General features: G+C 63.1%; 20 protein-coding genes and 1 pseudogene. 11 read left to right on the top strand and 10 right to left on the bottom strand.

Features of this window, described 5'->3' with window-relative positions; translation table 11 throughout:
* The 7 genes and pseudogenes from B6S01_RS03880 (at position 1) to B6S01_RS03850 (ending at position 6463) form a co-directional block, all read left to right on the top strand.
* A pseudogene (locus B6S01_RS03880) lies at positions 1–3103 on the top strand (efflux RND transporter permease subunit).
* A 23-nt stretch (positions 3104–3126) separates the two neighbouring features.
* A complete protein-coding gene (locus B6S01_RS03875; protein WP_037461800.1) occupies positions 3127–3675 on the top strand; it encodes a TspO/MBR family protein in 549 nt (182 codons plus the stop codon).
* Between the two features lie 46 nt (positions 3676–3721).
* Complete coding sequence (locus tag B6S01_RS03870) at positions 3722–4021, top strand: accessory factor UbiK family protein (RefSeq protein WP_037461801.1); 300 nt, start codon at positions 3722–3724, stop codon at positions 4019–4021.
* 107 nt (positions 4022–4128) lie between these two features.
* Positions 4129–4635, top strand: coding sequence for a type III secretion system chaperone family protein (locus B6S01_RS03865; protein WP_037462322.1), 507 nt, complete (start codon positions 4129–4131; stop codon positions 4633–4635).
* 11 nt (positions 4636–4646) lie between these two features.
* Complete coding sequence (gene proC / locus B6S01_RS03860) at positions 4647–5459, top strand: pyrroline-5-carboxylate reductase (RefSeq protein ID WP_037461804.1); 813 nt, start codon at positions 4647–4649, stop codon at positions 5457–5459.
* Between the two features lie 59 nt (positions 5460–5518).
* Positions 5519–6019 (top strand): asparaginase domain-containing protein, encoded by a 501-nt coding sequence (locus B6S01_RS03855; protein WP_037461807.1) that lies wholly within the window; start codon positions 5519–5521, stop codon positions 6017–6019.
* A gap of 201 nt (positions 6020–6220) precedes the next feature.
* Positions 6221–6463, top strand: a complete 243-nt coding sequence (locus B6S01_RS03850; RefSeq protein WP_037461810.1) for a hypothetical protein — start codon at positions 6221–6223, stop codon at positions 6461–6463.
* A 117-nt stretch (positions 6464–6580) separates the two neighbouring features.
* On the opposite strand, the gene B6S01_RS03845 is transcribed toward B6S01_RS03850, so the two are convergent.
* From B6S01_RS03845 to B6S01_RS03830, 4 genes are all read right to left on the bottom strand, one after another.
* Complete coding sequence (locus tag B6S01_RS03845; protein ID WP_037461812.1) at positions 6581–7108, bottom strand: CarD family transcriptional regulator; 528 nt, start codon at positions 7106–7108, stop codon at positions 6581–6583.
* Positions 7109–7395: 287 nt separating this feature from the next.
* Positions 7396–7734: a ferredoxin FdxA gene (gene fdxA / locus B6S01_RS03840; protein WP_037461814.1), complete on the bottom strand. Its 339-nt coding sequence runs from the start codon at positions 7732–7734 to the stop codon at positions 7396–7398.
* Positions 7735–7817: 83 nt separating this feature from the next.
* Positions 7818–8114 carry an RNA-binding S4 domain-containing protein gene (locus B6S01_RS03835; RefSeq protein ID WP_037461817.1) on the bottom strand — a complete coding sequence of 99 codons (297 nt, stop codon included), beginning with the start codon at positions 8112–8114 and terminating at the stop codon, positions 7818–7820.
* Entirely contained in the window at positions 8107–10710 is a 2604-nt protein-coding gene (locus B6S01_RS03830) for a helicase-related protein (RefSeq protein ID WP_174525883.1), read from the bottom strand. Before B6S01_RS03830 ends, B6S01_RS03835 begins: the two co-directional genes overlap by 8 nt.
* 228 nt (positions 10711–10938) lie before the next feature.
* Between B6S01_RS03830 and B6S01_RS03825 the strand changes: the two genes are divergently transcribed.
* From B6S01_RS03825 to B6S01_RS20960, 3 genes are read left to right on the top strand one after another with little or no spacing between them, the layout of a single operon-like run.
* Positions 10939–12480 (top strand): M23 family metallopeptidase, encoded by a 1542-nt coding sequence (locus B6S01_RS03825; protein WP_037462323.1) that lies wholly within the window; start codon positions 10939–10941, stop codon positions 12478–12480.
* A 39-nt stretch (positions 12481–12519) separates the two neighbouring features.
* Positions 12520–13332 carry a nucleotidyltransferase family protein gene (locus B6S01_RS03820; RefSeq protein WP_051907945.1) on the top strand — a complete coding sequence of 271 codons (813 nt, stop codon included), beginning with the start codon at positions 12520–12522 and terminating at the stop codon, positions 13330–13332.
* A 28-nt stretch (positions 13333–13360) separates the two neighbouring features.
* Positions 13361–13702: a hypothetical protein gene (locus B6S01_RS20960; protein ID WP_156103304.1), complete on the top strand. Its 342-nt coding sequence runs from the start codon at positions 13361–13363 to the stop codon at positions 13700–13702.
* Positions 13703–13865: 163 nt separating this feature from the next.
* Here B6S01_RS20960 and B6S01_RS03810 read toward each other — a convergent pair whose 3' ends face one another.
* Positions 13866–14225 carry a hypothetical protein gene (locus tag B6S01_RS03810; protein ID WP_037461825.1) on the bottom strand — a complete coding sequence of 120 codons (360 nt, stop codon included), beginning with the start codon at positions 14223–14225 and terminating at the stop codon, positions 13866–13868.
* A gap of 56 nt (positions 14226–14281) precedes the next feature.
* Positions 14282–15601 carry a lipopolysaccharide biosynthesis protein gene (locus tag B6S01_RS03805; protein ID WP_037461828.1) on the bottom strand — a complete coding sequence of 440 codons (1320 nt, stop codon included), beginning with the start codon at positions 15599–15601 and terminating at the stop codon, positions 14282–14284.
* A gap of 125 nt (positions 15602–15726) precedes the next feature.
* Between B6S01_RS03805 and B6S01_RS03800 the strand changes: the two genes are divergently transcribed.
* The gene (locus tag B6S01_RS03800; protein ID WP_037461831.1) at positions 15727–16491 is read left to right on the top strand and encodes a phosphocholine cytidylyltransferase family protein; all 765 of its coding nucleotides are present in this window, start codon (positions 15727–15729) and stop codon (positions 16489–16491) included.
* Here B6S01_RS03800 and B6S01_RS03795 read toward each other — a convergent pair.
* The 4 genes from B6S01_RS03795 to B6S01_RS03780 all read right to left on the bottom strand — a co-directional run bounded on the left by B6S01_RS03795 (position 16479) and on the right by B6S01_RS03780 (position 20443).
* Positions 16479–16907: an HIT family protein gene (locus tag B6S01_RS03795; RefSeq protein WP_037461832.1), complete on the bottom strand. Its 429-nt coding sequence runs from the start codon at positions 16905–16907 to the stop codon at positions 16479–16481. The two genes, B6S01_RS03800 and B6S01_RS03795, sit on opposite strands and share 13 nt — an antisense overlap.
* Positions 16904–17944, bottom strand: a complete 1041-nt coding sequence (locus B6S01_RS03790; RefSeq protein ID WP_081570271.1) for a CDP-alcohol phosphatidyltransferase family protein — start codon at positions 17942–17944, stop codon at positions 16904–16906. The genes B6S01_RS03795 and B6S01_RS03790 overlap by 4 nt, the downstream gene beginning before the upstream one ends.
* Before the next feature lie 65 nt (positions 17945–18009).
* On the bottom strand, positions 18010–19155 hold the full coding sequence (locus B6S01_RS03785; protein WP_037461837.1) for a glycosyltransferase: 1146 nt from the start codon (positions 19153–19155) through the stop codon (positions 18010–18012).
* Between the two features lie 85 nt (positions 19156–19240).
* Entirely contained in the window at positions 19241–20443 is a 1203-nt protein-coding gene (locus B6S01_RS03780) for a glycosyltransferase (protein ID WP_037461840.1), read from the bottom strand.
* Positions 20444–20464: the final 21 nt, after the last annotated feature.

Below are 20464 nucleotides of genomic sequence, written 5' to 3'. Positions count from 1 at the left end.
GTGCAGCTTTCCGACATCTCCGTCCGCCGCCCGGTCTTCGCGGCGGTCATCGCCGTCCTGCTGTGCATCGTCGGCGTGGTCGGTTATCTCAGCCTGTCGGTCCGCGAATATCCCGACACCGATCCGCCGATAGTTTCGGTCGAAACCAGTTACACCGGCGCTGCGGCCTCTGTTGTTGAAACGCGCATCACGCAGCTGATCGAAGACGCCGTTGCAGGCGTGCAGGGCATTCAGACCATCAGTTCGACGTCGCGGGACGGCACATCGGCGATCAGCATCGAATTTGATCCTTCGCGCGATATTGATTCGGCCGCCAATGACGTGCGCGACCGCGTGGGTTCCGTCACCGAAGACCTGCCCGAAGATGCGTTGGCGCCTGAAATCCGCAAGGTGGACGCCGACGCACGCTCCATCCTGTATATCGTATTCACCCGGCCCGGCTGGACCCCGACCCAGATCGCCGACTATCTCGACCGGAACGTCATCGACCGCTTTTCCGCCATTGATGGCGTTGCGCGCGTCAACGGCGGTCAGGAAGAGCGGCCCTCCACCCGTATCTGGCTGAACGCTGAAAAGCTGGCAGCGTTCAGCCTGACGCCTGCCGACATCGAAAACGCCCTGCGCGCGCAGAATGTCGAACTGCCCGCGGGACGCTTTGAATCGAAGGATCAGAACCAGACCCTGCGTGTCGAGCGCGCCTTTTCCACCCCCGAAACATTTGCGCAGCTCGTCGTCGGACGGGGGAGGATGGCTATCAGGTGAAGCTGGGGGATGTCGCGCGGATCGAGGAGGGGGCGGAAAATCCCTATACCTCCTTCCGCTCGAACGGGGCCACGGGCATCGGCGTTGGCATAGTCCGGCAATCGGGCGCCAATACGCTGGAGGTCGCAGAACGCGCCAAGGCGCTGATCGAGGAATTGAAGCCCGACCTGCCGCCGGGGATGAGCGTCAATATCGGCTCGGACGAATCCCTCTTCATCAGCCGCGCGATCGAAAAGGTCTATGACACGCTGCTGGAAGCCGCGATCCTCGTCATTCTGGTCATCTTCCTTTTCCTCGGCTCGCTGCGTGCGACCATCATTCCTTCCATCACCGTGCCGATCTGCCTTCTCGCCACCTGCGCGGTGATGTGGCTGCTGGGGCTGTCGATCAATCTGCTGACCCTGCTGGCCTTTGTGCTGGCCATCGGTCTGGTGGTCGATGACGCCATCGTCGTGCTGGAAAATGTCTATCACCGGATCGAACAGGGCGAAGATCCGCTGCTGGCGGCCTATCTTGGGACGCGGCAGGTCGGCTTCGCGATCATCTCGACCACCCTGGTCGTCTGCGCGGTGTTCGTGCCGGTGATGTTCCTCGCCGGGCAGACAGGGCTGCTCTTCCGCGAACTTGCGATCGCCATGATCGCCGCCATCGCCTTTTCCGGCTTCATATCGCTCAGCCTCGCGCCGATGCTCTGTTCCAAGCTGCTGCGCCACACCGAACGCGGGCGGCTGGCGCGCTGGGTCGATGACCGGTTCCAGCGGCTCGAGTCCGGCTATGCGCGCCTGCTAGACCGGGTGCTGCGCCGTCCCGCCGTGGCGCTGGTCCCGCTGGTCCTGTTCCTTGGCGCGGCGGGCGCGCTTTTCATGACGCTGCCCAACGAACTTGCGCCAGCCGAAGATACCGGCGTGGTGGATGGCCAGGTCGCCGCGCCCGAAGGCACCGGCTTTGACCGGATGAAGGACTATATGCGCGGCATTGAGGATGATCTTCAGCCGCTGCTGAAGGACGGCCGGCTCAAAGTGCTGAACATGCGCACGCCAGCCGGTTTCGGCGCGAGCGACGATTTCAACGGCGGCAACATCATCGCCTTCCTGCGGCCATGGGAAGAACGCAGCATCACCACGGCGGAAGTGGCCGACACCATCAACAGGGTGCTTGCCAACCAGACCGGCGTGCGCGGCAATGTCGCTCCGCGATCCGGGTTGGGCCGGGGCAGGGGCCTGCCGGTCAACCTGGTCCTTGCCGGGTCAACCTATGGAGGGCTGGTCGCCGCGCGCGACCGGATCATGGCGGCTGCGGCCAGCAATCCGGGCCTCATCAACCTCGACAGCGATTACAAGGAAACCAAGCCGCAGATGCGGATCGAGGTGGACCAGCAGCGCGCGGGCGACCTTGGCGTGTCGGCGAACGACATCAGCCAGGCGCTGCAAACGCTGCTGGGGTCGCGCCGCGTCACCACCTACGTCGACCGTGGCGAGGAATATCGCGTGCTGGTCCAGGCCGAACGGGAAGGGCGGCAGACCAAGGCTGATCTTGAACGCATCCAGGTGCGCACCCGTACAGGACAGCTGGTGCCGCTGTCGGCGGTGGTTTCGGTCCGTGAAGTCGCCGGGCCGCGCCAGCTCAATCGCTTCAACAAGCTGCGCTCCATCACGCTGACTGCGGCGCTTGCGCCCGGCTACTCGCTGGGCGAGGCGCTTTCCTATCTGGAAACGCAGGCACGCCAGTCGCCTGAGGTGCTCGCCCTGGGCTATCGCGGGGAAAGCCAGTCGCTGCGGGAAACCGGGGGAGCGATATGGCTGGTGTTCGGCCTCACTATCGTCATCGTCTACCTGCTGCTGGCCGCGCAGTTTGAAAGCTTCATCCACCCTGGCGTCATTATCGCGACCGTGCCGCTGGCCGTCGCGGGCGGCGTGCTGGGGCTGGCGCTGACCGGCGGGTCGGTGAATCTCTACAGCCAGATCGGCATCGTCATGCTGGTCGGGCTGGCGGCAAAGAACGGCATCCTGATCGTAGAGTTCGCCAACCAGTTGCGGGACGAAGGGCTGGAGATCGCCGATGCCATTCGGCAGGCCGCCGCCCGCCGCCTGCGCCCGATCCTGATGACCTCTATCGCCACGGTCATCGGCGCCATGCCGTTGGTCCTTCGCGGCGGGGCGGGGGGGCTGCGCGCCAGTCGATTGGCGTGGTGGTGGTGTTCGGCGTCTCGCTGGCGACGCTGATTACGCTATTCCTCATCCCTATTCTGTATTCGCGGGTTGCGGGACGAACCGTTTCACCGCAAACCGTGGGACGGCGGCTTGACACGGCTCTTAAGGATTCGCCCGAAGCCGCCGAGTGAGGATTAGTGGAGCTGCGCCGACGATGAACGAGATCGCGTCCCCGGGTCAGTTACGCCTGGCTTACCTCCGCTGGGCGCTTGTCACCGTCCCGGCGATTGTGTTCCTGGGCTTCCTGTCCGGCAGGCTCGCCAACAGCGGCTATGGCAATCGCTGGTTCGACGCATTGGTAAAGCCGGACTTCATGCCGCCGGGCTGGGCGTTCGGCGTCGCCTGGACGATCCTGTACATCCTTATGGGGCTGGCGCTGGCGATGGTCATTCATGCCCGTGGCGCGCGGGGCCGGGGCGTGGCCATTTTCCTGTTCCTTGTTCAACTGCTGCTCAACCTCGCCTGGTCGCCACTCTTTTTTCGCGCGCATCAGGTGGACAATGCGTTCGCGCTTATCCTCCTGCTGCTGGTCGTGGTGGCGGCGACGGCGTTTCTTTTCTGGCGCATTCGCCGCATGGCGGGGCTGCTGCTGCTGCCCTATCTCGCATGGCTGGGCTTTGCATCGGTCCTTAATTATGAGATCGGCCGTCTCAATCCCGATGCGGAGACCCTTGTCGCGCCCGCGCTCAAGACCCAGATATGACTCTCATGGCGCATCCCTCGCGCGCCGGTAATCAAGGATATAGGACATGCAGAGCGAAAACCGCCTTTTCGACGACCTCGCCAAGCTGGTGAATGGCGCCGCTGGAACGGTTGCGGGCATGAGCCGGGAATTTGAAGCCAATGCCCGTGAAAAGGCGAAGGAATGGATCGGCGGCATGGACTTCGTCAGCCGCGATGAATTTGACGCGGTAAAGGCGCTGGCGGCGGCGGCCCGCGAAGAGGTCGAACTGCTGAAAGCCCGGATCGACGCGCTGGAGGGCAGGTCGTCTGAACCTGTCACCAAGACGGTGCGCTCGCCCAAAGGCGGGGCGGCCCCGACCGACTAAGGGTCGCCGACGCTGACCGTTTAATTTCTGCAACGAAGCGCCGGGTTGACGCGTTTTCCCGATTCGCACGGTTTCCCTGCCGCCGGGAAATGCTCTATGGCCAGCAGATGATGGACAGCGACGAATATGAAAATGGCGGCCAGGAAGCCGCGCCGATCGATATGCTGGCCGCCTATTTTGAGGCGAATGGCTGGAGTTTCGATCAGGTTGGTGAGGATGAGATCGTCGCCAGCACCCAGGGTAGCTGGGCGCAATATGAACTGCGCGGCATCTGGCGGGACGAGGATCAGGTGCTGCAATTGCTGGCCCTCCCCGACATCCGCGTGACGGATGAAAAGCGTCCCGCCATCTACGAAACGCTGGGCCTCATCAACGAACAGCTCTGGCTCGGCCATTTTGAGCTTTGGTCGTCCAGCGGCATCATCCTGTTCCGCCACGGCGCGCTGCTGGGCGCGGGCGGGGTTCTGACGCTCGATCAGGCGCAGGTGCTGGTCGAAACCGCCATCGACGAATGCGAACGCTTCTATCCCGTGTTCCAGTTCGTCCTGTGGGGCGGAAAAAGCCCGACCGAAGCGATTTCCGCCAGCCTCATCGAAACGCGCGGCGAAGCCTGAGGCACTTTTCCATGACCGAACCCTGGCCCGACCACCTGTTCCTTGTCGGCTGCGGCAATATGGCCGGGCAGATGCTTACCCGCTGGCTGGCCTGCGGCTTGGCCCCCGCGCGCGTCACCGTCCTGCGTCCCAGCGGCCGCCCGGTCGCGGAGGGGGTTCAGGTGGTCACCAGCTATCCCGCCGCCCTCCCCCGCGGGGCGACCGTGCTGCTCGGCATGAAGCCCTATCAATTGGGCGAGGTCGCGCAGGCGCTGGCTCCTCTGTGCGGCGGTGAAACGACGCTCATCTCGATCCTTGCGGGCACGCCGCTGGCCGAATTGCGCCGACAATTCCCCAACGCCGGACAGATCGTCCGCGCCATGCCCAATCTGCCCGTCGGGCTGGGGCAGGGGGTCACCGCCCTTCATGCGGAGTCCGACAGTTCCCCGGCAGACCGCGCCGCCATCGCCGCGCTGATCGCCCCGCTTGGCCTGGCCGAATGGATCGCCGACGAAGCGCTGTTCAATGAAGTGACGGCCCTGTCAGGATGCGGCCCTGCCTTCCTGTTCCGCTTCGTCGATGCACTCGCGCGTGCGGGGGAAGCGATTGGCCTTCCTGCCGATCAGGCCGCCCGCATGGCGCTGGCCACGGTGCAAGGCTCTGCCAACATGGTCGCGCAGGCAAGCGACAGCCCCGCCATCCTGGCCGACCGTGTGGCGAGTCCGGGCGGCATGACCCGTGAGGGGCTTAACGTGCTGGATGCCGATGACCGGCTGTGCAAGCTGCTCACCGATACGCTGCGGGCGGCCCGCGACCGGGGTGAGGAAATGGCGCGCGGGGGCTGACGGGCCATTCCTGTCGGGCTAGATTGCCAGCTTGAACCTCTCCATCCCCGGAGCCTGCCATGCTGCCCGCCGACACGCCCATCCTCATCCTCACCACCGGCGGCACGATCGACAAGATCTACTTCGACGCGCTGTCCGACTATCAGGTCGGCGAAACGGTGATGGCGAAGCTGCTCGACATCGCACGGGTCAAGCGGCCCTTCCGCATAGAAGAAGTCACGCGCAAGGATAGTCTTGAACTGGACGACGCAGACCGCGCCCTGATCCGCGAGCGCGCCGCCGCCGCGCCTGAAAGCCACATCGTCATCACCCATGGCACCGATACGATGACGGACACGGCGGCGATGCTGGGCGACCTTCGCGGCAAGACCATCGTGCTGGTCGGCGCCCTGGCCCCCGCGCGCTTCGGCGAAAGCGACGCCAGCTTTAACCTCGGCATGGCTTTCGCCACAGTTCAGACGGCAGGGCCAGGCGTCTATATCACCATGAGCGGCTCGGTGTTTCGCGCTGACCAGGTGGTTAAGGACCGGACGAAAGGCGCATTTGTGGCGCGGAGTTGAGCGAAAAGGGCGAGCGAAGGTTTAAGCCCCCGCCCTTCGACAGGTTCAGGGCGAACGGCTGCATGAAATCTCAGACCTAACGCTCGATCGACTCTGCGCCTCTCGCGCACAAAACTGAAATGCCCGTCCTCGCCGGTCAGGAACCCCCATCGCCGCAGAGCATTATTCGTGCGGGTGGCGTAACGATGGAGGAGGACATTCATGGCCGATTATCAGGAGCGTCCGGCGACGACGACCACGGTGATTGAAAAGCGCGGCGGTGGCGGCACGGCGATCGCAATATTGTTGCTGGTGGTCGTGGTGGCGATAGCTGCCTTTTTCCTGATCAGCAGCGAGACGAGCAAGGACAGCGCGATAGAGGGCGCGGCCACTCAGGTCGGTCAGGCCGCCAGCGACGTGGGTGACGCGGCCAAGGATGCGGCCGGCTCCACCACGAGCGACTAATCAGCGTCAGCCAGCCGGGCCGGGATGACCGGGCCAGGGATGAAATAAAAGAGGGCGCCCCGCATGGGACGCCCTTTTTCATTTCAACCTGCCGTTACCAGCCCGGTGGATATCGGTTCAGCCTTCCACCTTCACATATTTGGGTGCGGCTTCGTTCAGGATGCGCAGGATCTTCTGCAGCGCGCTCGGCTCGTCGGTTTCTTCCATCGCGGCCAGTTCGCGAGCGAGTCGGCTCGACGCGGCTTCGAAAATCTGCCGCTCCGAATAGCTCTGCTCGGGCTGATCGTCCGCACGGAACAGGTCGCGCGTCACTTCGGCGATCGACACCAGGTCGCCCGAATTGATCTTCGCTTCATATTCCTGCGCGCGGCGCGACCACATGGTGCGCTTCACCTTCGGCTTGCCCTTGAGCGTCTCGATAGCTTCTTCCAGGGTCTTGTTCGACGACAGCTTGCGCATGCCGACCCCTTCGGCCTTGTTGGTCGGCACGCGAAGCGTCATGCGCTCCTTTTCGAACCGGAGCACATACAGCTCCAATTCCATGCCCGCGATCTGCTCCTTTTGCAGTTCGACGACGCGACCTACGCCGTGCTTGGGGTAAACAACATAATCACCTACGTCAAAGGACAGCGCCTTGGCAGCCATTTGAAACCTTTCTAATTCTACCGGGGACGAATAACCGCCGCGTGGGGCTTCCGCAGATAGGCATAAGCCGAGGATTCCGCGGCGCTATCGTCAGGACATGAGCAAATACTCCAGGACGGATGCGACCGTTTCCGCCTCTTGACCCTTATTTAGCAGATTCGTAACAAAATTGCCACCCCCGACGCAAAATCCGGGAGTGTGCGGGAGAATGAGACGCTAGGGGTAGTCCAGCGCGTCAGCAGGAGGCATCGAAATCATGCCTTCCCTACGCGCTTATAACGGCTGGGTCAGCTTCCCGATCCGGGCTCGGGCGAAAAGAATTTCTCCAGCTTGTTCTCGATGCCCTTCATATCGTCCGCATCGGCGGGCGCGTCGCCCTTGACGGTGATGTTGGGCCATTCGGCGGAGAATTTCGTGTTGAGTTCCAGCCACTTTTCCAGGCCATTCTCCGTATCGGGCAGAATGGCTTCGGCGGGGCATTCAGGTTCGCACACGCCGCAGTCGATGCACTCATTGGGATTGATGACCAGCATATTCTCGCCCTCGTAGAAACAGTCCACGGGACAGACCTCGACGCAATCCATATATTTGCAGCGGATGCAGTTGTCGGTCACGACATAGGTCATGGGTCAGCACTCAATAGGTTTCGACAGCGGCGGCCCTGCTATGCCCGGCGAGCCAGAAGGTCAATGAGGATATTTTTGCAGGGTCAATTGCCCAGCTTCAGTTCTTCATAACATGTCTGCGCTTCCGGGGCCGGTCCGCGTCGTCCGGGAAGGGCGATGACGCGCACCACCCGCACCCCGCTGGCATGGGGGAAGGTGATGAGGTCGCCCGCGCGCACGGGCGAATGGGCGCGCTCGATGCGGCGGCCGTTCAGGCGTATGTGCCCGTCTTCGGCCATTTTCTGCGCGACCGACCGGCTCGCGGCCAGCCGGGCGAACCACAGGAACTTGTCTATGCGCAGGCTCGGCCCGTGATTGCCGAGGGTAGCGCCGTCACCCATTGCGACCGAGCAGCTCGGCAAGGCCAGCAAAGGCATGATTGCCAGCGGGCGCTCCTGCTCCCCCGGAAGCAGGGCGGGACGGCGCGCCTCTTGCGGCGGCGGGACGCCGGGCCGGGCCACGCGCCTGCTGCTGGTCGGGCCGCGCTTTCTGCCGTCCGCGGAATGCCCAGTTCACGCCACCTTCTTCAGCCGTTTCGACCGGCCGGAACCCGGCAAGCCGCATTAATTGCAGGAACGCCGCCTCGCTAAGGCCCAGCGACACGATCTGTGGGCTGAGCGCCGTGAACGCCTCGCCCTTTGCGATTGCTTCATGCGCGGTGCGGGCCATGCGTTCGGCCATGTCGATGCGCAGCATCTGCTCGCCAAAGCCCCGGAAACCGGCAATGCGCGCGCCCATCTGTTCCGGCTTTTCCCCCGCCGGGATCAACGTCAGGCCCGGTTGGGGCAGGGGCAGGCACGGCTTGGCGATGCGCGCCGCCAGCAGCGCAGCCCGCCAACGGGCAGCGCCCGGTTTCAGCAGGCCGGGGTGATAGATGTCCAGCACGCCGATATCTATCCCTGCACGCCGCAGCAGGTGCCGCTGGTCCTTGTCCAGATGGCCCAGCGCCGAATCAAGCTCCGTTCGTGCGATCACGCCGCCAGCATCGGCCAGTTGCGCGAATACGGCGCGGACCACGGCGGGCACTTCCGGGTCGGACGCGCTGGCGACCATCTTGGTCAGCGGCAGCAGATGCTTTTCCTTCTGCGCCTCGAACCATGCGGTCAGGCGACCGGCCACCTGCTTCTGCACATCCTGGCCCAGCGCCAGCAGGCCGCGATCCAGCCGGATCTCCGGCGTCAGCAGGGACGGGCCGGTCAGCAGCGCCGCCACGGCGTCGCCCTTCCAGCTAATCCCCGGCGCCTGCCCGGCTTCGTCCATGAGCACGAAATCGGTGTCGGGCGCACCCAGCAATTCGTCAGCCTTCACTCGCAATATCCTTCCAAGGCGACGTTCCGCCGCCGCCAGCAGCATCTTTCTGTCCTGATGCCGCGTAGCCGGATCGACCGAGAAACGAAATCCGTCAAGTCGCCCGATCGTCTCACCATCGACGCAGACCGTCCCGTCCTGTTCCAGATCGACCGGCAGATTGCCCGCATCCTGCCCCATGTCGCGCAACAGGACGGTGGTCCTGCGATCCACAAAGCGTTGAGTCAGCGCCGTATGGAGCGCGTCGGACAGCCGTTCTTCCAGCGCGCGGGTGCGCTCCGCCATTTCCGCCGGATGCGCCAGCCAATCGGCGCGATGCGCGATGTAGGACCATGTGCGCGCCGCCGCGATCCGCGCCGACAATGTGTCGATGTCGCCCTGCACCGAATCGAGTCGCGCCAGTTGCTGGGCGAACCAGTCTCGCGGAATATGGCCCTGGCCCTCGGACAGGAAGCGCCAGATGCGGCTCACGGTGCGGGCATGATGTTCCGCGCCCACTTTCTGGAAATCGGGAAGGCCGCATGCCGCCCATAGCCGTTCGACCTGCTTTTTGCCCTTTGCCCGGTCGATCACCAGCGGATCATCGGCCAGCCTTCTCAGCACCGCCAGGTCCACCGCTTCGGGCGCGGCGCGCAATTGGTCCAGGTCTGGCCGGGTTTCCAGCTCCAGGATCAGCCGGTTGACGCTGTCCATGCGCGGTTTCCCTTCGCGCCAGAAAAGCTGATCGACCGGCGGGAAGCGATGCGCCTCTATCGCCTCGATCTCTTCGGGGGTGAAGGCCGCGTCGCCATCCTCATGGCCCAGGCTCCCGAACGTGCCATCCTTGTGATGCCGTCCGGCGCGCCCCGCGATCTGCGCCATTTCCGCCACCGTCAGCCGTCGCGTCCGCCTGCCGTCGAATTTCCGCAGCGAAGCGAAGGCGACATGTGCGACGTCCAGGTTGAGGCCCATGCCGATCGCGTCGGTCGCCACCAGATAATCCACCTCGCCGTTCAGGAACATCTGCACCTGTGCGTTGCGGGTGCGTGGCGACAGCGCGCCCATCACCACGGCCGCGCCGCCCCGGAAACGCCGCAGCATTTCCGCCACGGCATAGACTTCCTCGGCTGAGAAGGCGACGACGGCCGACCGTTTGGGCAGGCGCGACAGCTTCTTCGCGCCCGCATAGGATAATGTGGAAAAGCGCGGGCGGCTGATGATCTCCGCCTCCGGCACCAGCGCCTTGACGACCCGGCTGATGCTGGCGGAGCCGAGGATCATCGTTTCTTCCCGGCCCCGCGCGCGCAGCAGACGATCGGTGAACACATGCCCGCGCTCCGGGTCGGACCCAAGTTGCGCCTCGTCCAGCGCCACAAAGGCATAATCTCCGTCGACCGGCATCGATTCGGCGGTGCACAGATAATAGAGCGCGCCCGGCGGCACGATCTTCTCTTCCCCGGTGATCAGCGCGACCTGCCCCGGTCCCTTGATCGCGACCACGCGCTCATACACCTCGCGCGCCAGCAGGCGCAGCGGGAAGCCCATCATGCCGCTGGAATGGCCGCACATGCGCTCGACGGCCAGGTGCGTCTTGCCGGTGTTGGTGGGACCCAGCACGGCGGTGACGGGCGAACGTGCGAACTGGGCCATGATCCTCTCTATGTCGGGGATGGATGCGGCGAGGGCAAGGGGAAGTGGGCCGGAATCTCCTCAAGCCAGGAAAGTGGCGGTTGCTCAACGGCGGAAGGGCACGTTTCGTCGCGCAAAAAGGGTTAAAAATTCCGTCTTTATTTGACTTTAACCCTATGCATTCACAACAATGCACGCGAACGCACGGCGGGGGTCGGGCGTATTTTGCCCGCGGGGGGCCGTTTCAGCGTGTTTCATGGCAGCCAGTTCAATCCTCAACAGGGGGGCGCCTCCGCGTCCTTCTGGCTGACGGACGCCATCGCGAAGGGCGCCATGACGCCCGCCGATGCGCGCGACTGGCGCACCCGCCTGCGGGACTGGGCGGAAGATGTGGAACTGGTCCCCGACTTGGGCCAGCGTGTCGGCAGCCGCACATGGTTCCGCGGCCTCGCCACCTGTCTTGGCCTTTGCGCCTCCGCCCTCTACCTCTCCCCCGGCTTCCACCCGCTGCCCGGCGCGCCGCAGCCCCTGCTCGAACAGGCGCAGTTCGACGAAGTGCGCAGCCAGATGATCACCCCGCTCGCCATGGGCGCCGACAGCGGGCGGCGCATGGGGCCGACCGACGCCGTGCAGCCCCTGCGCGAAACGCCCGAACGTCCTCAGATCGAACTGCGCGCCCAGATCGGCGGCGGCGATTCGCTCGCCCGCGCCCTGTCCCGCGCTGGCGTCAGCAGCGGCGACATCGGGCAGGTCATGTCGCTTGCAGGCGGCGACATCGGCAAGGGCATGAAGCCCGGCACCCCGCTCGACATCATCCTTGGCCGCCGCGCCAGCCGCGACATGCCCCGGCCGCTCGATCATCTCTCCTTCCGCCCCCGGCTCGACCTGGCGCTGGAGGTCAACCGCGTCGGCGGCGTCCTGCAGGTAAAGCGCACGCCGATCCATGTGGATGACACGCCGCTGCGTATCCAGGGCGTCATTGGCGACAGCATCTACCAGTCCGCGCGCGCCGCCGGAGCCCCGCCCAAGGCGATCCAGGCATTCCTGCGCGTCATCGCGCAACAGGTCGATCTTGGCTCCATCCACGCCGGGGACCGCTACGACATCATCACCGAATATCGCCGCGCCGAAACCGGCGATGTGGAGGTGGGCGACCTGCTCTACGCCGGACTGCGCCGACCCAATGGACGCGGCGTCGATATGCTCAAATGGACGAGCGAAGGCCGCAGCCAGTGGTTCGAAGCATCGGGCGTGGGCGAGCGGCGTGGCGTCCTCGCCGCGCCGGTCCGCGGCCGGATGTCGTCGGGCTTTGGCATGCGCCGCCATCCGATCCTGGGTTACAGGCGGATGCACGCGGGCATAGACTTCGCCGCCGCTTATGGATCGCCCATCTATGCGGCGACCGATGGCGTCGTGTCCTATTCGGGGCGGCATGGCGGCCACGGCAATTATGTCCGCCTGGAACATGGCAACGGCCTTGCCACCGGCTATGCGCATATGAGCCGCACCGCCGCCCGCTACGGCCAGCGCGTCCGGCAGGGGCAGGTGATCGGCTATGTCGGCTCCAGCGGCCTGTCGACCGGCCCGCACCTCCATTATGAACTGTATCGCAGCGGGCGGACGATCAATCCGCTGTCTGTCAAATTCACCACCACCGCGCAGCTCGCCGGTCGCGAACTCGCCGCCTTCCGTGACCGTCTGCGCCAGCTGAAAAGCCTGCGTGCGGGCCTCCCTGTTGAGGTCGCGCAGAACAGCGCGTCGCCATCCACCCCGGCGCAGGCCCTCAATTAGCCGCTTTCCGTCACGCAGCGGCTTCGCTAACCCCCGCCCATGACGAAGATCACCGCCCTGCTGCTCGCCGGATCGCGCCCCGGTTCCGATCCCCTGGCGCAGGCGGCGGGCGTCCCTGTCAAGCCGCTCGCGCCGGTCGCGGGCGATCCGATGATCAACTATCCCGCGCGCGCTCTGCTCGCCCACCCGACCATCGGCCAACTCATCATCCTGACGCAGACGCCGGACCTGTACGCCGCCAACCCCGCCACCGCATGGCTCGCCAGCCATCCGCAGGTGCGCTTCGAAACCAGCGACAGCGGCATCGCCTCCACGCTGCTCGGCCTGCTTGACCGCCCCGACCTGCCATTCCCGCTGCTCGTCACCACGGCTGACCATGTCCTGCTCGATACAGCCATGCTCGACCAGTTCGTCGCCGAAGGGCAGGGGGCGGACATCGCCGTCGCCATGGTCGAACGCGCCACGCTGCTTGCCCGTTACCCCTCGTCCCGCCGCACCTGGCTCAAATTCCGCGACGGCTGGTGGTCGGGCGCCAACCTCTTCTGGTTCGGCAGCGCAAAGGCCCGCGCCGTGATCGCGCTCTGGCAGGAAGTCGAGCAGGACCGGAAGAAGGGATGGAAGATCATCGCCTCCTTCGGCCCGCTGGTGCTGCTGGGCGCGCTTCTCCGCCTGCTGGGCCTGCGCAGCGGCATAGCCCGCATCGGCCGCCGTTTCGGCCTCAACGCAAGGCTCGTCGCCATGCACAAGGCCGAAGCCTGCATCGACGCCGACAAGGTCGAGGATGTGACGCTGATCGAAGAGATATTGCGCGGGAGGCCGGGTGCCGATGGGTCGGCGACAGGCTCGATCTGACGGCCTATGCTTAAGTGTATACTACTTTTTGGCAGAAGCGGACAGTGCGGGTCATGCGTTACTCTACTTGTTAAATAGAGAGGGTATCGACATGGATGACAATCAAATATCGGCGGGAGAAGACCGGCGCAACTTTCTGAAGACCTGCGGCAAATTCGCCGCGACGGTCCCGCCAGCCATGACGATCATGCTTTCCACCTCGCTCACGTCGCAAGCCATCGCCGCGTCGGCTGGCGGCGGCGGCGGTGGCAGGCCACGCGATTCAGGTGTGAAAACCGGCGGGGACACCGGGCTGAAACCGAAACTTGATACCGGCATCAAGACAGCCGAGCCCCGTCGCGAGCATCCGGAAAGAAAGCTCGGCAAGTAGCAAGCATGCCGGGTGAATTGCGGACCGGCAGCTTACCCACTCCCGCCCGCTTGCGGGAGGGGTAGCGAGACTTGATGAGCGGCGCGAATTTAGCCGCGGCGGGGCGGGCTGTCGCAACCTTGTGCAGGCCCGTCCCCTGGCTTGGCCCGCTCATCCCGTCACTTTAACCCTCGCGCGCCTGACGCACCATCCGTCGCAATATCTGCCCTTTGCTCGCCGCCTTTCCGGTCTCGATCTGGAGCATCTCGGCGCTGCTCACCGTGGCGATCTGCTGTTCGGCGCAGCAGAAGCCCGCCGCCCATTCCTCGCCATGACGCGGGAAATATTCCGTGGATGCTGCCTCAACGCGTGCGATGATGTTCGCCTGTACCCGCTTCGCCGCCCATTCCATCGCGGTCAGCCTGTGTTGCGCGAAATGCTGCTCGACGCGCTCCAGATTGGCGTCGTTCGGCTCCAGCCGCAGGTCTGCCAGCAGGTTCGCCGCCGCCAGCCTGTCCATGCTCCAGACGTTCGAATCGTCCATATCCCTTCTCCCCACTGGGAAGGTCGTCGATATCGTAGCATAGTCAATGGGCCGCGCTAAGCTTCGCTCTGGGCTCCCCGCTTTACCGCCTTCCGGCTAGCCAGCCCCATCATCACAAACCCCGCCAACGAAGCGATCACATTCGCGCTCGCCGCGCCGATGGTCCCATGCGTCGATAGCAGCACTGCCTGCAAGCCAAGCAGCAACACCGTCGTCACCAGCGTGATGCGCAGCGACAGCGACGCCCGGTCGGTCGCCATCAGTAGCGGGCGATAGCTGACGCCCAGCAGTTCAATGCAGGCCGCAATGCCCAGCAGCACCAGCAACGGATAGGCGGGCAGGAAAGCATCGCCCGCAATCAGGTCCAGCAGCGGGCGCCCCAGCGTCAGGATCAGCGCGATGATCACCGCCCCGGAAACATAGGCCAGCCGGTTGCTGCGCCGAAACAGCGTCCGCAACTCGTCCTGCCCGTGGGTGGAATTTGTCCGGCTCAATTCCACGAAGATGCTGCGGGACAGCAGGCCGGAAATCTTCGTCAACGACTGGGCAAGCTGATTGGCCAGCCGATAAAATCCCGCGCCCGCAGGTCCAACGAACAGCCCCACGACCAGCACCGCCAGCTGCTGCCCCGTCGAGACTAGCGTGGTTTGCAGGTTGGTCGCCGTCAGAAATCCGACGATGCCGGGATTTTCCACCCGCGCGTCCATCGCCCGACCCGCGCGCCAGCTGCCCAGCCGGTCGCCGCCCACGCGCAGCGCCAGCCGCCAGTATGCCGCCGCGCACAGCAGCTCCGCCACGCTCCAGGCGATCAGATAGCCGGTGATGTCGGGCATCAACGCCCATGCGACAAGCGCGCCGATCATGCGGCCTATCGGCACCATGGTTTCCGCGCCAGCCGCCAGATCGAATCGGTCGAACAGGCGCAGCACGCCCGTCGGGGACGATCGGATGGTGATCATCATGACCATGCAGAACAGCCATGTCTGCCACGCCATCGCAGGCGACAGTTCCATCATCGGCCCGAACGCGACCAGTATGATCGCTGCGATAATGCCGCCGGCCGCAGCCGACGCCAGGTCGATCAGGATGCAGAAACGCAGCACCCGGTTCAGCGCATCATGACTGGCGGTCATCAGGTGCGGCTGGCCATAGCGCACCACGATCTGCCAGCTTTCGAAGCTCACCAGCGTCTTGACGATAGTCGCCGCGCTCAGGATCAGCGCAAAGCGGCCGAAATCTGCAACGCCCAGCGTCCGCGTGATGATCGCCAGATAGGCAAGGCTCAGTACCGCGCCCACGCCCTTGCCGCCCAGCAGCCAGCCGGTATTTGCCAGGATGCGGGCAAAGCCTGCCTTGGCCTCGCTCGACCCGTCCATGCTGTCCACCTTTTTCGGGCCTTTCGCTCGTCGCCTCTTGCCCGGCTATCTAGGGATATGCGGCGCGAAGGGCAAATATCTCCTCGGCTTCCCTCGCCGGGGCAAAGCCATTATGGCCCCTTGCCATGAGCATCAGCAAAGCCATCATCCTTTCCGCGGGCCAGGGTTCGCGCCTGTTGCCGCTGACCCGCGACGTGCCCAAGTGCATGATCGATTTCAACGGACGCAGCCTCATCAGCTGGCAGGTCGCGGCGCTGGTCGCCAATGGCGTGACGGACATCGTCGTCGTCACGGGCTTTCGGACGGAACGGGTGGAGGATCATGCGCTCCAGCTCTATCGGGAAACGGGCGCGCGCATCCGCACGCTGTTCAACCCCTTCTTCCAGGTCGCCGACAATCTGGGCACCTGCTGGATCGCGCGGGAGGAGATGGACCGCGACTTCATCATCCTGAACGGCGACACCATCGTATCGGACGAAATCGTGGCGAAGCTGATTGCGGGGGCGCAGGACGCCATCACCGTCACGGTCGATGTGAAGGCCGATTATGACGATGACGACATGAAGGTGAACCGCGATGCGGAAGGCCGTCTGCACGCCATCGGCAAGCGGCTGCTGCCGCCTGACACTAACGCCGAATCGATCGGCATGCTGGCGTTCCGGGGGGAGGGGCCTGCGATCTTCCGCAGCCAGATCGACCAGATGATGCGCACGCCCGAAGGCGTTGAACGCTGGTATCTGCGCGCCATCGACCTGATCGCAAAGGGCAACCGGGTGGGCACCGTGTCCATCCAGGGGCTGGACTGGCAGGAGGTCGATTTCCCGCAGGATGTCGACGCCGCCAACGCGCTTACCGCCCGCTGGCTGGCCGAAGGACGCTACGCGAAATAGGGTTTCAGCCAGCCGGTCAGCGTGGCGATCTGCGCGCTGTCCAGCTTGACCGCGCTGCCAAGGTCCGGCTGGCCCGGCCAGCCCGCGTCGGTGATTCTAAGCCCCGCATGCTCCCTGCTGCCCTCATAACGGGGCAGGACGTGGAAATGGACATGGGGGTCGACCATCATCAGCATCAGATAATTGATCTTTTCATAACCAACCAGTTCTGAAAGCGCGCCCTCGATCGCCTTGGTCACCTGGGCCAGCTCGGCATGGGCTTCGGCCTCCAGATCCCCGAAAGCCGTAGCGTCAGACTTCGCCGCCAGCACCAGCGACCCCAGCGTCACCTGCGCCGGACGCAGCAGCACGACCCAATGATCATACTCAGCCACCAGCGTCCCGGGAAAACCGAATCTTTCAATGGTTTCATTCACGCATTCGCCTCCATCCAGCTGACGATCGCCCGCCCCGCACGCCTTTCACCATAGGCCTGCAACAACCGCACCGCATGCACGATCAGCGAGATCGCCGTCCACCATGCGAGTGCGATCAGCCCAATGTCGGGACGCCCCGCAATCAGCGCCACGAAGAGGATCACCATATTGGGATTGCGCCGTGCCGTTATCAGCCGGAACCAGGTATCGAACCGCTGCCATACATGTATGTGCATGCCATCGAAGGCTCGCATGAAAACGCCTTCTATGAGGCGCTGAAGCACATATCCTGCAAAGATCACGCCCATTATCACCCAGAAAACAGAAGGGGATAGTTCTCGATCCCATGTTCTCAAGCCTAGGCCCCAAGCATACCACCAGAAGGGCGGGTGGATCAGGTCAATGCCGTGATCAAATATATTGCCCCATTTTGATGAGGTGATCGTGCAACGCGCTAGCTTGCCATCAACGGTGTCAAGCACCATGAAGCCAAAGCCGGCCAGCATTCCTGTCCAGTAATGCCCTTGAGAGAACAGGAACGTCGCAGTTATGCACAAGATGGCTCCAATTGCGGTGATCATGTTGGGAGTCATTCCAACCTGCGCGGCGCCACGGGTAAGCCAGAGCGCCAATTCAGGCCAAAGATATTTGGTCAAAAGGTCCGTTACGCCCTTGTAGGCGCCATAATAACTGCGTCGCTCAATGGATCGACGGGTCTGTGGAGTCAGGCGTTCTGCATAGGGTGTTTCGAGCTTGCGAAGCTGCTCGTTGTAAATGCGATACCCGCCACCGAGTTCGATTATTTCAAGTCCGTCTTGTTGACGAGGGTGAATATCGACGATGTCAGGATCTATTTGCCCTATCAGCAGCTCGCCATTTAGAACAAAAGCGCAGTTTGGCTTTCGCAAAACTTCACGTAACAATATAGGATCAAACACATACTGGAGATTTACGGCCAAACTATTGCCCGGGGCGATATGCCGCCCTTTGCCAGCAGCTTCGTTCGCCATGCGCTGCACACGCTCGGCGTTTGTCATGCCCCATATCAAAGTCTGGTTGGCGCCAAGCAGAGTAAGACGATTGATGTCTGTATGTGCGACTTTCACAAAGACGAACTCTCTAATATGGCCGCGCGATGGCTCTGTATCGCACTGGCGGTGGAATAGCGTAGAGCGTGAGGTCGCAGTGGCGGCCGCTCCCAAGAATCTTCCAGCCACTGATTTAATGCGGTTGCGAAGGCATCACTGTTGTTCTGTTCGACGACAAGGCATTCGGGCAAGGGCCCCAAAAGAGCCTTGGCCATCGGGAAGCAGTCGGTGGAAATCACCGGGCAATTGCAAGCGAGCGCCTCAATGACAACGGCTGGCAGACCTTCATAGTCGGATGATAACAATAGAACGTCAGCTGTTGTCAGGAGTTTAGGAACCTCCCCCGTGTAACCTAATAATTCGACATAGTCGGCGATATTCAGCTCATTGATAAGCTCAACTATGGCTGCTCGATCAGGTCCATCTCCTGCTATGCGAAGTAACAGGTTGGTTCTACCTGCTCGGACAAGTGCTGCGAAAGCACGGAGCATGCGGGGATAATTTTTCTGGTGATGAAGGCGGCCCACTGCGAGCATTATGACCTTGTTATCATCCCGGGCACATGCTTCTCTCTCCGCATGGCTTTCAGCGGAAGCTTGTTCAAAGGTAGCTGTAAGATAAGGGTTGTATACCGCTCGGAATCGGCTGGCGGCTCTCGGGAAAGATTGCGCGAGCTGGGACGACTCCTCGTCGCTTAGCGTAAGTACGGCTGACGCATCGCGAAAGGCTCGTTCGAATGCTCTGCGTCTTAGCCGTTCCCCCAGACCTTTTTTTGGCCGGATTACCGGATTAGTGGTTTTGATGATCAGTCGGCTGGTATTCCTTACGCCTGCGAGCCTAAAACCAAGTGCTGTAAACCGGCAGATATTGTTCCCGGTGGCAACCACGAAGTCCGGGCGTTCTTGCTTGAGCCAGTGAATGTAGGGTAGCATCGACATCAATTTTTGCACTTGGCGATGTCCCCACCGGCTACGAGTGAGGAATACGGTGTGCGGGCCGCCCGCAATGATATCCTTCAGAGCTGACTCGCCCTCCTCCCTCCCAGCGCAAGCCAGGATCGATACTTCATCGCCTAGGTCGTGAAAGCCCCGGGCAAGATGGCAGCACACCCGATCGGTGCCGCCAAGTCCAAAGCCATAGGTTACAAACGCGATCTTCATGCCATAATATCACTCGGACGGTTCGGGCGTCTGGGAGGCGCGGATAATATATGCGCCTTACGGGGAGGGGGGGTGGCTAGCAAGCTCATCTACCCGAAAGATGCTTGCGCACGTCGGCGACCTGCCTAACAGTCTGGCCTGAGCCCCGTTCAAGGCAGTCGCTAAGCAAATTCACCCAGTTGTCCAAGCAGTGATCGAGCGACCATTTACGGGCCTCGGCGAACTGACTGATTTCAGTTCGTTTTGTTTGAAGTTCCTTCCGGATGGCGACGGCCAAGCCTATTGCATCCTCTACCGGGGCCAGCGTGCCGCAGTCTCCGGCTTCGATCACTTCCCGGTTGCCAGTGGGGCAGTCCGTAGCAACGATAGGCATCCCACAAGCGAGCGCTTCGATCAATGCGTTGCTGGCGCCTTCCCAGCGTGAAGCGCTGACGAACAGATCTGCGTGGGAAAGGATAGCGAAGGGATTATCCTGATAGCCGAGCAGCGCAACTCGATCGCTCACGCCTTCCTTCTCAGCCAAGTCCCTAAGCGCGACGACCTGATCGTGCGCGCCATCGCCTATGATCATCAGTCGAGCGCCGGTATCGTGAAGGCGACCCAGAGCTGAAATGAGCAGGTCGAAGCCCTTCTGACGCGTGATCCTGCCCATGGTGACCAGCACCGGCCCACCGTTTCGACGCTTATCCAGAAACGGATGATCGAAGGGCGCGGAAGCAAGCCGATCGACCTTCGCGAGATCAACGCCATTGGCGATGACCGCCAATTTGCTCCTGGGCAGCGCCTCTTGGATTTCTTGGGCGAGAGCGTGGGAAACAGCCACGGTGAAATCGGCGCCGCCGAATTTCAGTCGGTTGTTCCATCTGCCGATCACAGACCGCCAGTGGGTAACCTTGCCATGATGCGCTGAGTTGCTGGCGCGTGCGCCAAATTGAATCGAATGTCTCTGGCCACTCAAGCGAAGGGCTATCCGGCCGGCGAGATGGAGATGATTGCCGCCGCTGAGGAACAGCGCCGGCTGGCGACGGCGTAGCGCCGCGGCCAAGGCGGGAATGTTCAGGGCCAGATCACCCCCCCGGTTCCGCAGGCGGGCCGCTGACCCCACGGCAAAAATGGGCACGTCCGCGGGCACGCGTGCGCGCAGGGCGCCTTCGTCCCGGACAACCCACAGTTCGACCGGTAAACCCGCCTGCGCACAGGCCGTGGCGATCTCAATGGATTTCACGACTGTTCCGCTGGGACGAAAGTCGTAATTGCCGATGGCAATGATGCGATTGTTATACTGCAAATGCGGCTCGAGCTTCAGGAC

The organism is Sphingobium herbicidovorans (genome assembly GCF_002080435.1).
Classification (GTDB): domain Bacteria; phylum Pseudomonadota; class Alphaproteobacteria; order Sphingomonadales; family Sphingomonadaceae; genus Sphingobium; species Sphingobium herbicidovorans.
This window is presented reverse-complemented; position numbering and strand designations above follow the sequence as displayed.

Coding starts and splice junctions, on each gene's coding strand:
- B6S01_RS03830 (WP_174525883.1), bottom strand. CDS start 10,710: ATGGCCCAGTTCGCACGTTCGCCCGTCACCGCCGTGCTGGGTCCCACC.
- B6S01_RS03870 (WP_037461801.1), top strand. CDS start 3,722: ATGCAGAGCGAAAACCGCCTTTTCGACGACCTCGCCAAGCTGGTGAAT.
- B6S01_RS03805 (WP_037461828.1), bottom strand. CDS start 15,601: ATGGACGGGTCGAGCGAGGCCAAGGCAGGCTTTGCCCGCATCCTGGCA.
- B6S01_RS03875 (WP_037461800.1), top strand. CDS start 3,127: ATGAACGAGATCGCGTCCCCGGGTCAGTTACGCCTGGCTTACCTCCGC.
- proC (WP_037461804.1), top strand. CDS start 4,647: ATGACCGAACCCTGGCCCGACCACCTGTTCCTTGTCGGCTGCGGCAAT.
- B6S01_RS03820 (WP_051907945.1), top strand. CDS start 12,520: ATGACGAAGATCACCGCCCTGCTGCTCGCCGGATCGCGCCCCGGTTCC.
- B6S01_RS03865 (WP_037462322.1), top strand. CDS start 4,129: ATGATGGACAGCGACGAATATGAAAATGGCGGCCAGGAAGCCGCGCCG.
- B6S01_RS03845 (WP_037461812.1), bottom strand. CDS start 7,108: ATGGCTGCCAAGGCGCTGTCCTTTGACGTAGGTGATTATGTTGTTTAC.
- B6S01_RS03790 (WP_081570271.1), bottom strand. CDS start 17,944: ATGACAAACGCCGAGCGTGTGCAGCGCATGGCGAACGAAGCTGCTGGC.
- B6S01_RS03785 (WP_037461837.1), bottom strand. CDS start 19,155: ATGAAGATCGCGTTTGTAACCTATGGCTTTGGACTTGGCGGCACCGAT.
- B6S01_RS03800 (WP_037461831.1), top strand. CDS start 15,727: ATGAGCATCAGCAAAGCCATCATCCTTTCCGCGGGCCAGGGTTCGCGC.
- B6S01_RS03855 (WP_037461807.1), top strand. CDS start 5,519: ATGCTGCCCGCCGACACGCCCATCCTCATCCTCACCACCGGCGGCACG.
- B6S01_RS03850 (WP_037461810.1), top strand. CDS start 6,221: ATGGCCGATTATCAGGAGCGTCCGGCGACGACGACCACGGTGATTGAA.
- B6S01_RS03810 (WP_037461825.1), bottom strand. CDS start 14,225: ATGGACGATTCGAACGTCTGGAGCATGGACAGGCTGGCGGCGGCGAAC.
- fdxA (WP_037461814.1), bottom strand. CDS start 7,734: ATGACCTATGTCGTGACCGACAACTGCATCCGCTGCAAATATATGGAT.
- B6S01_RS03835 (WP_037461817.1), bottom strand. CDS start 8,114: ATGGGTGACGGCGCTACCCTCGGCAATCACGGGCCGAGCCTGCGCATA.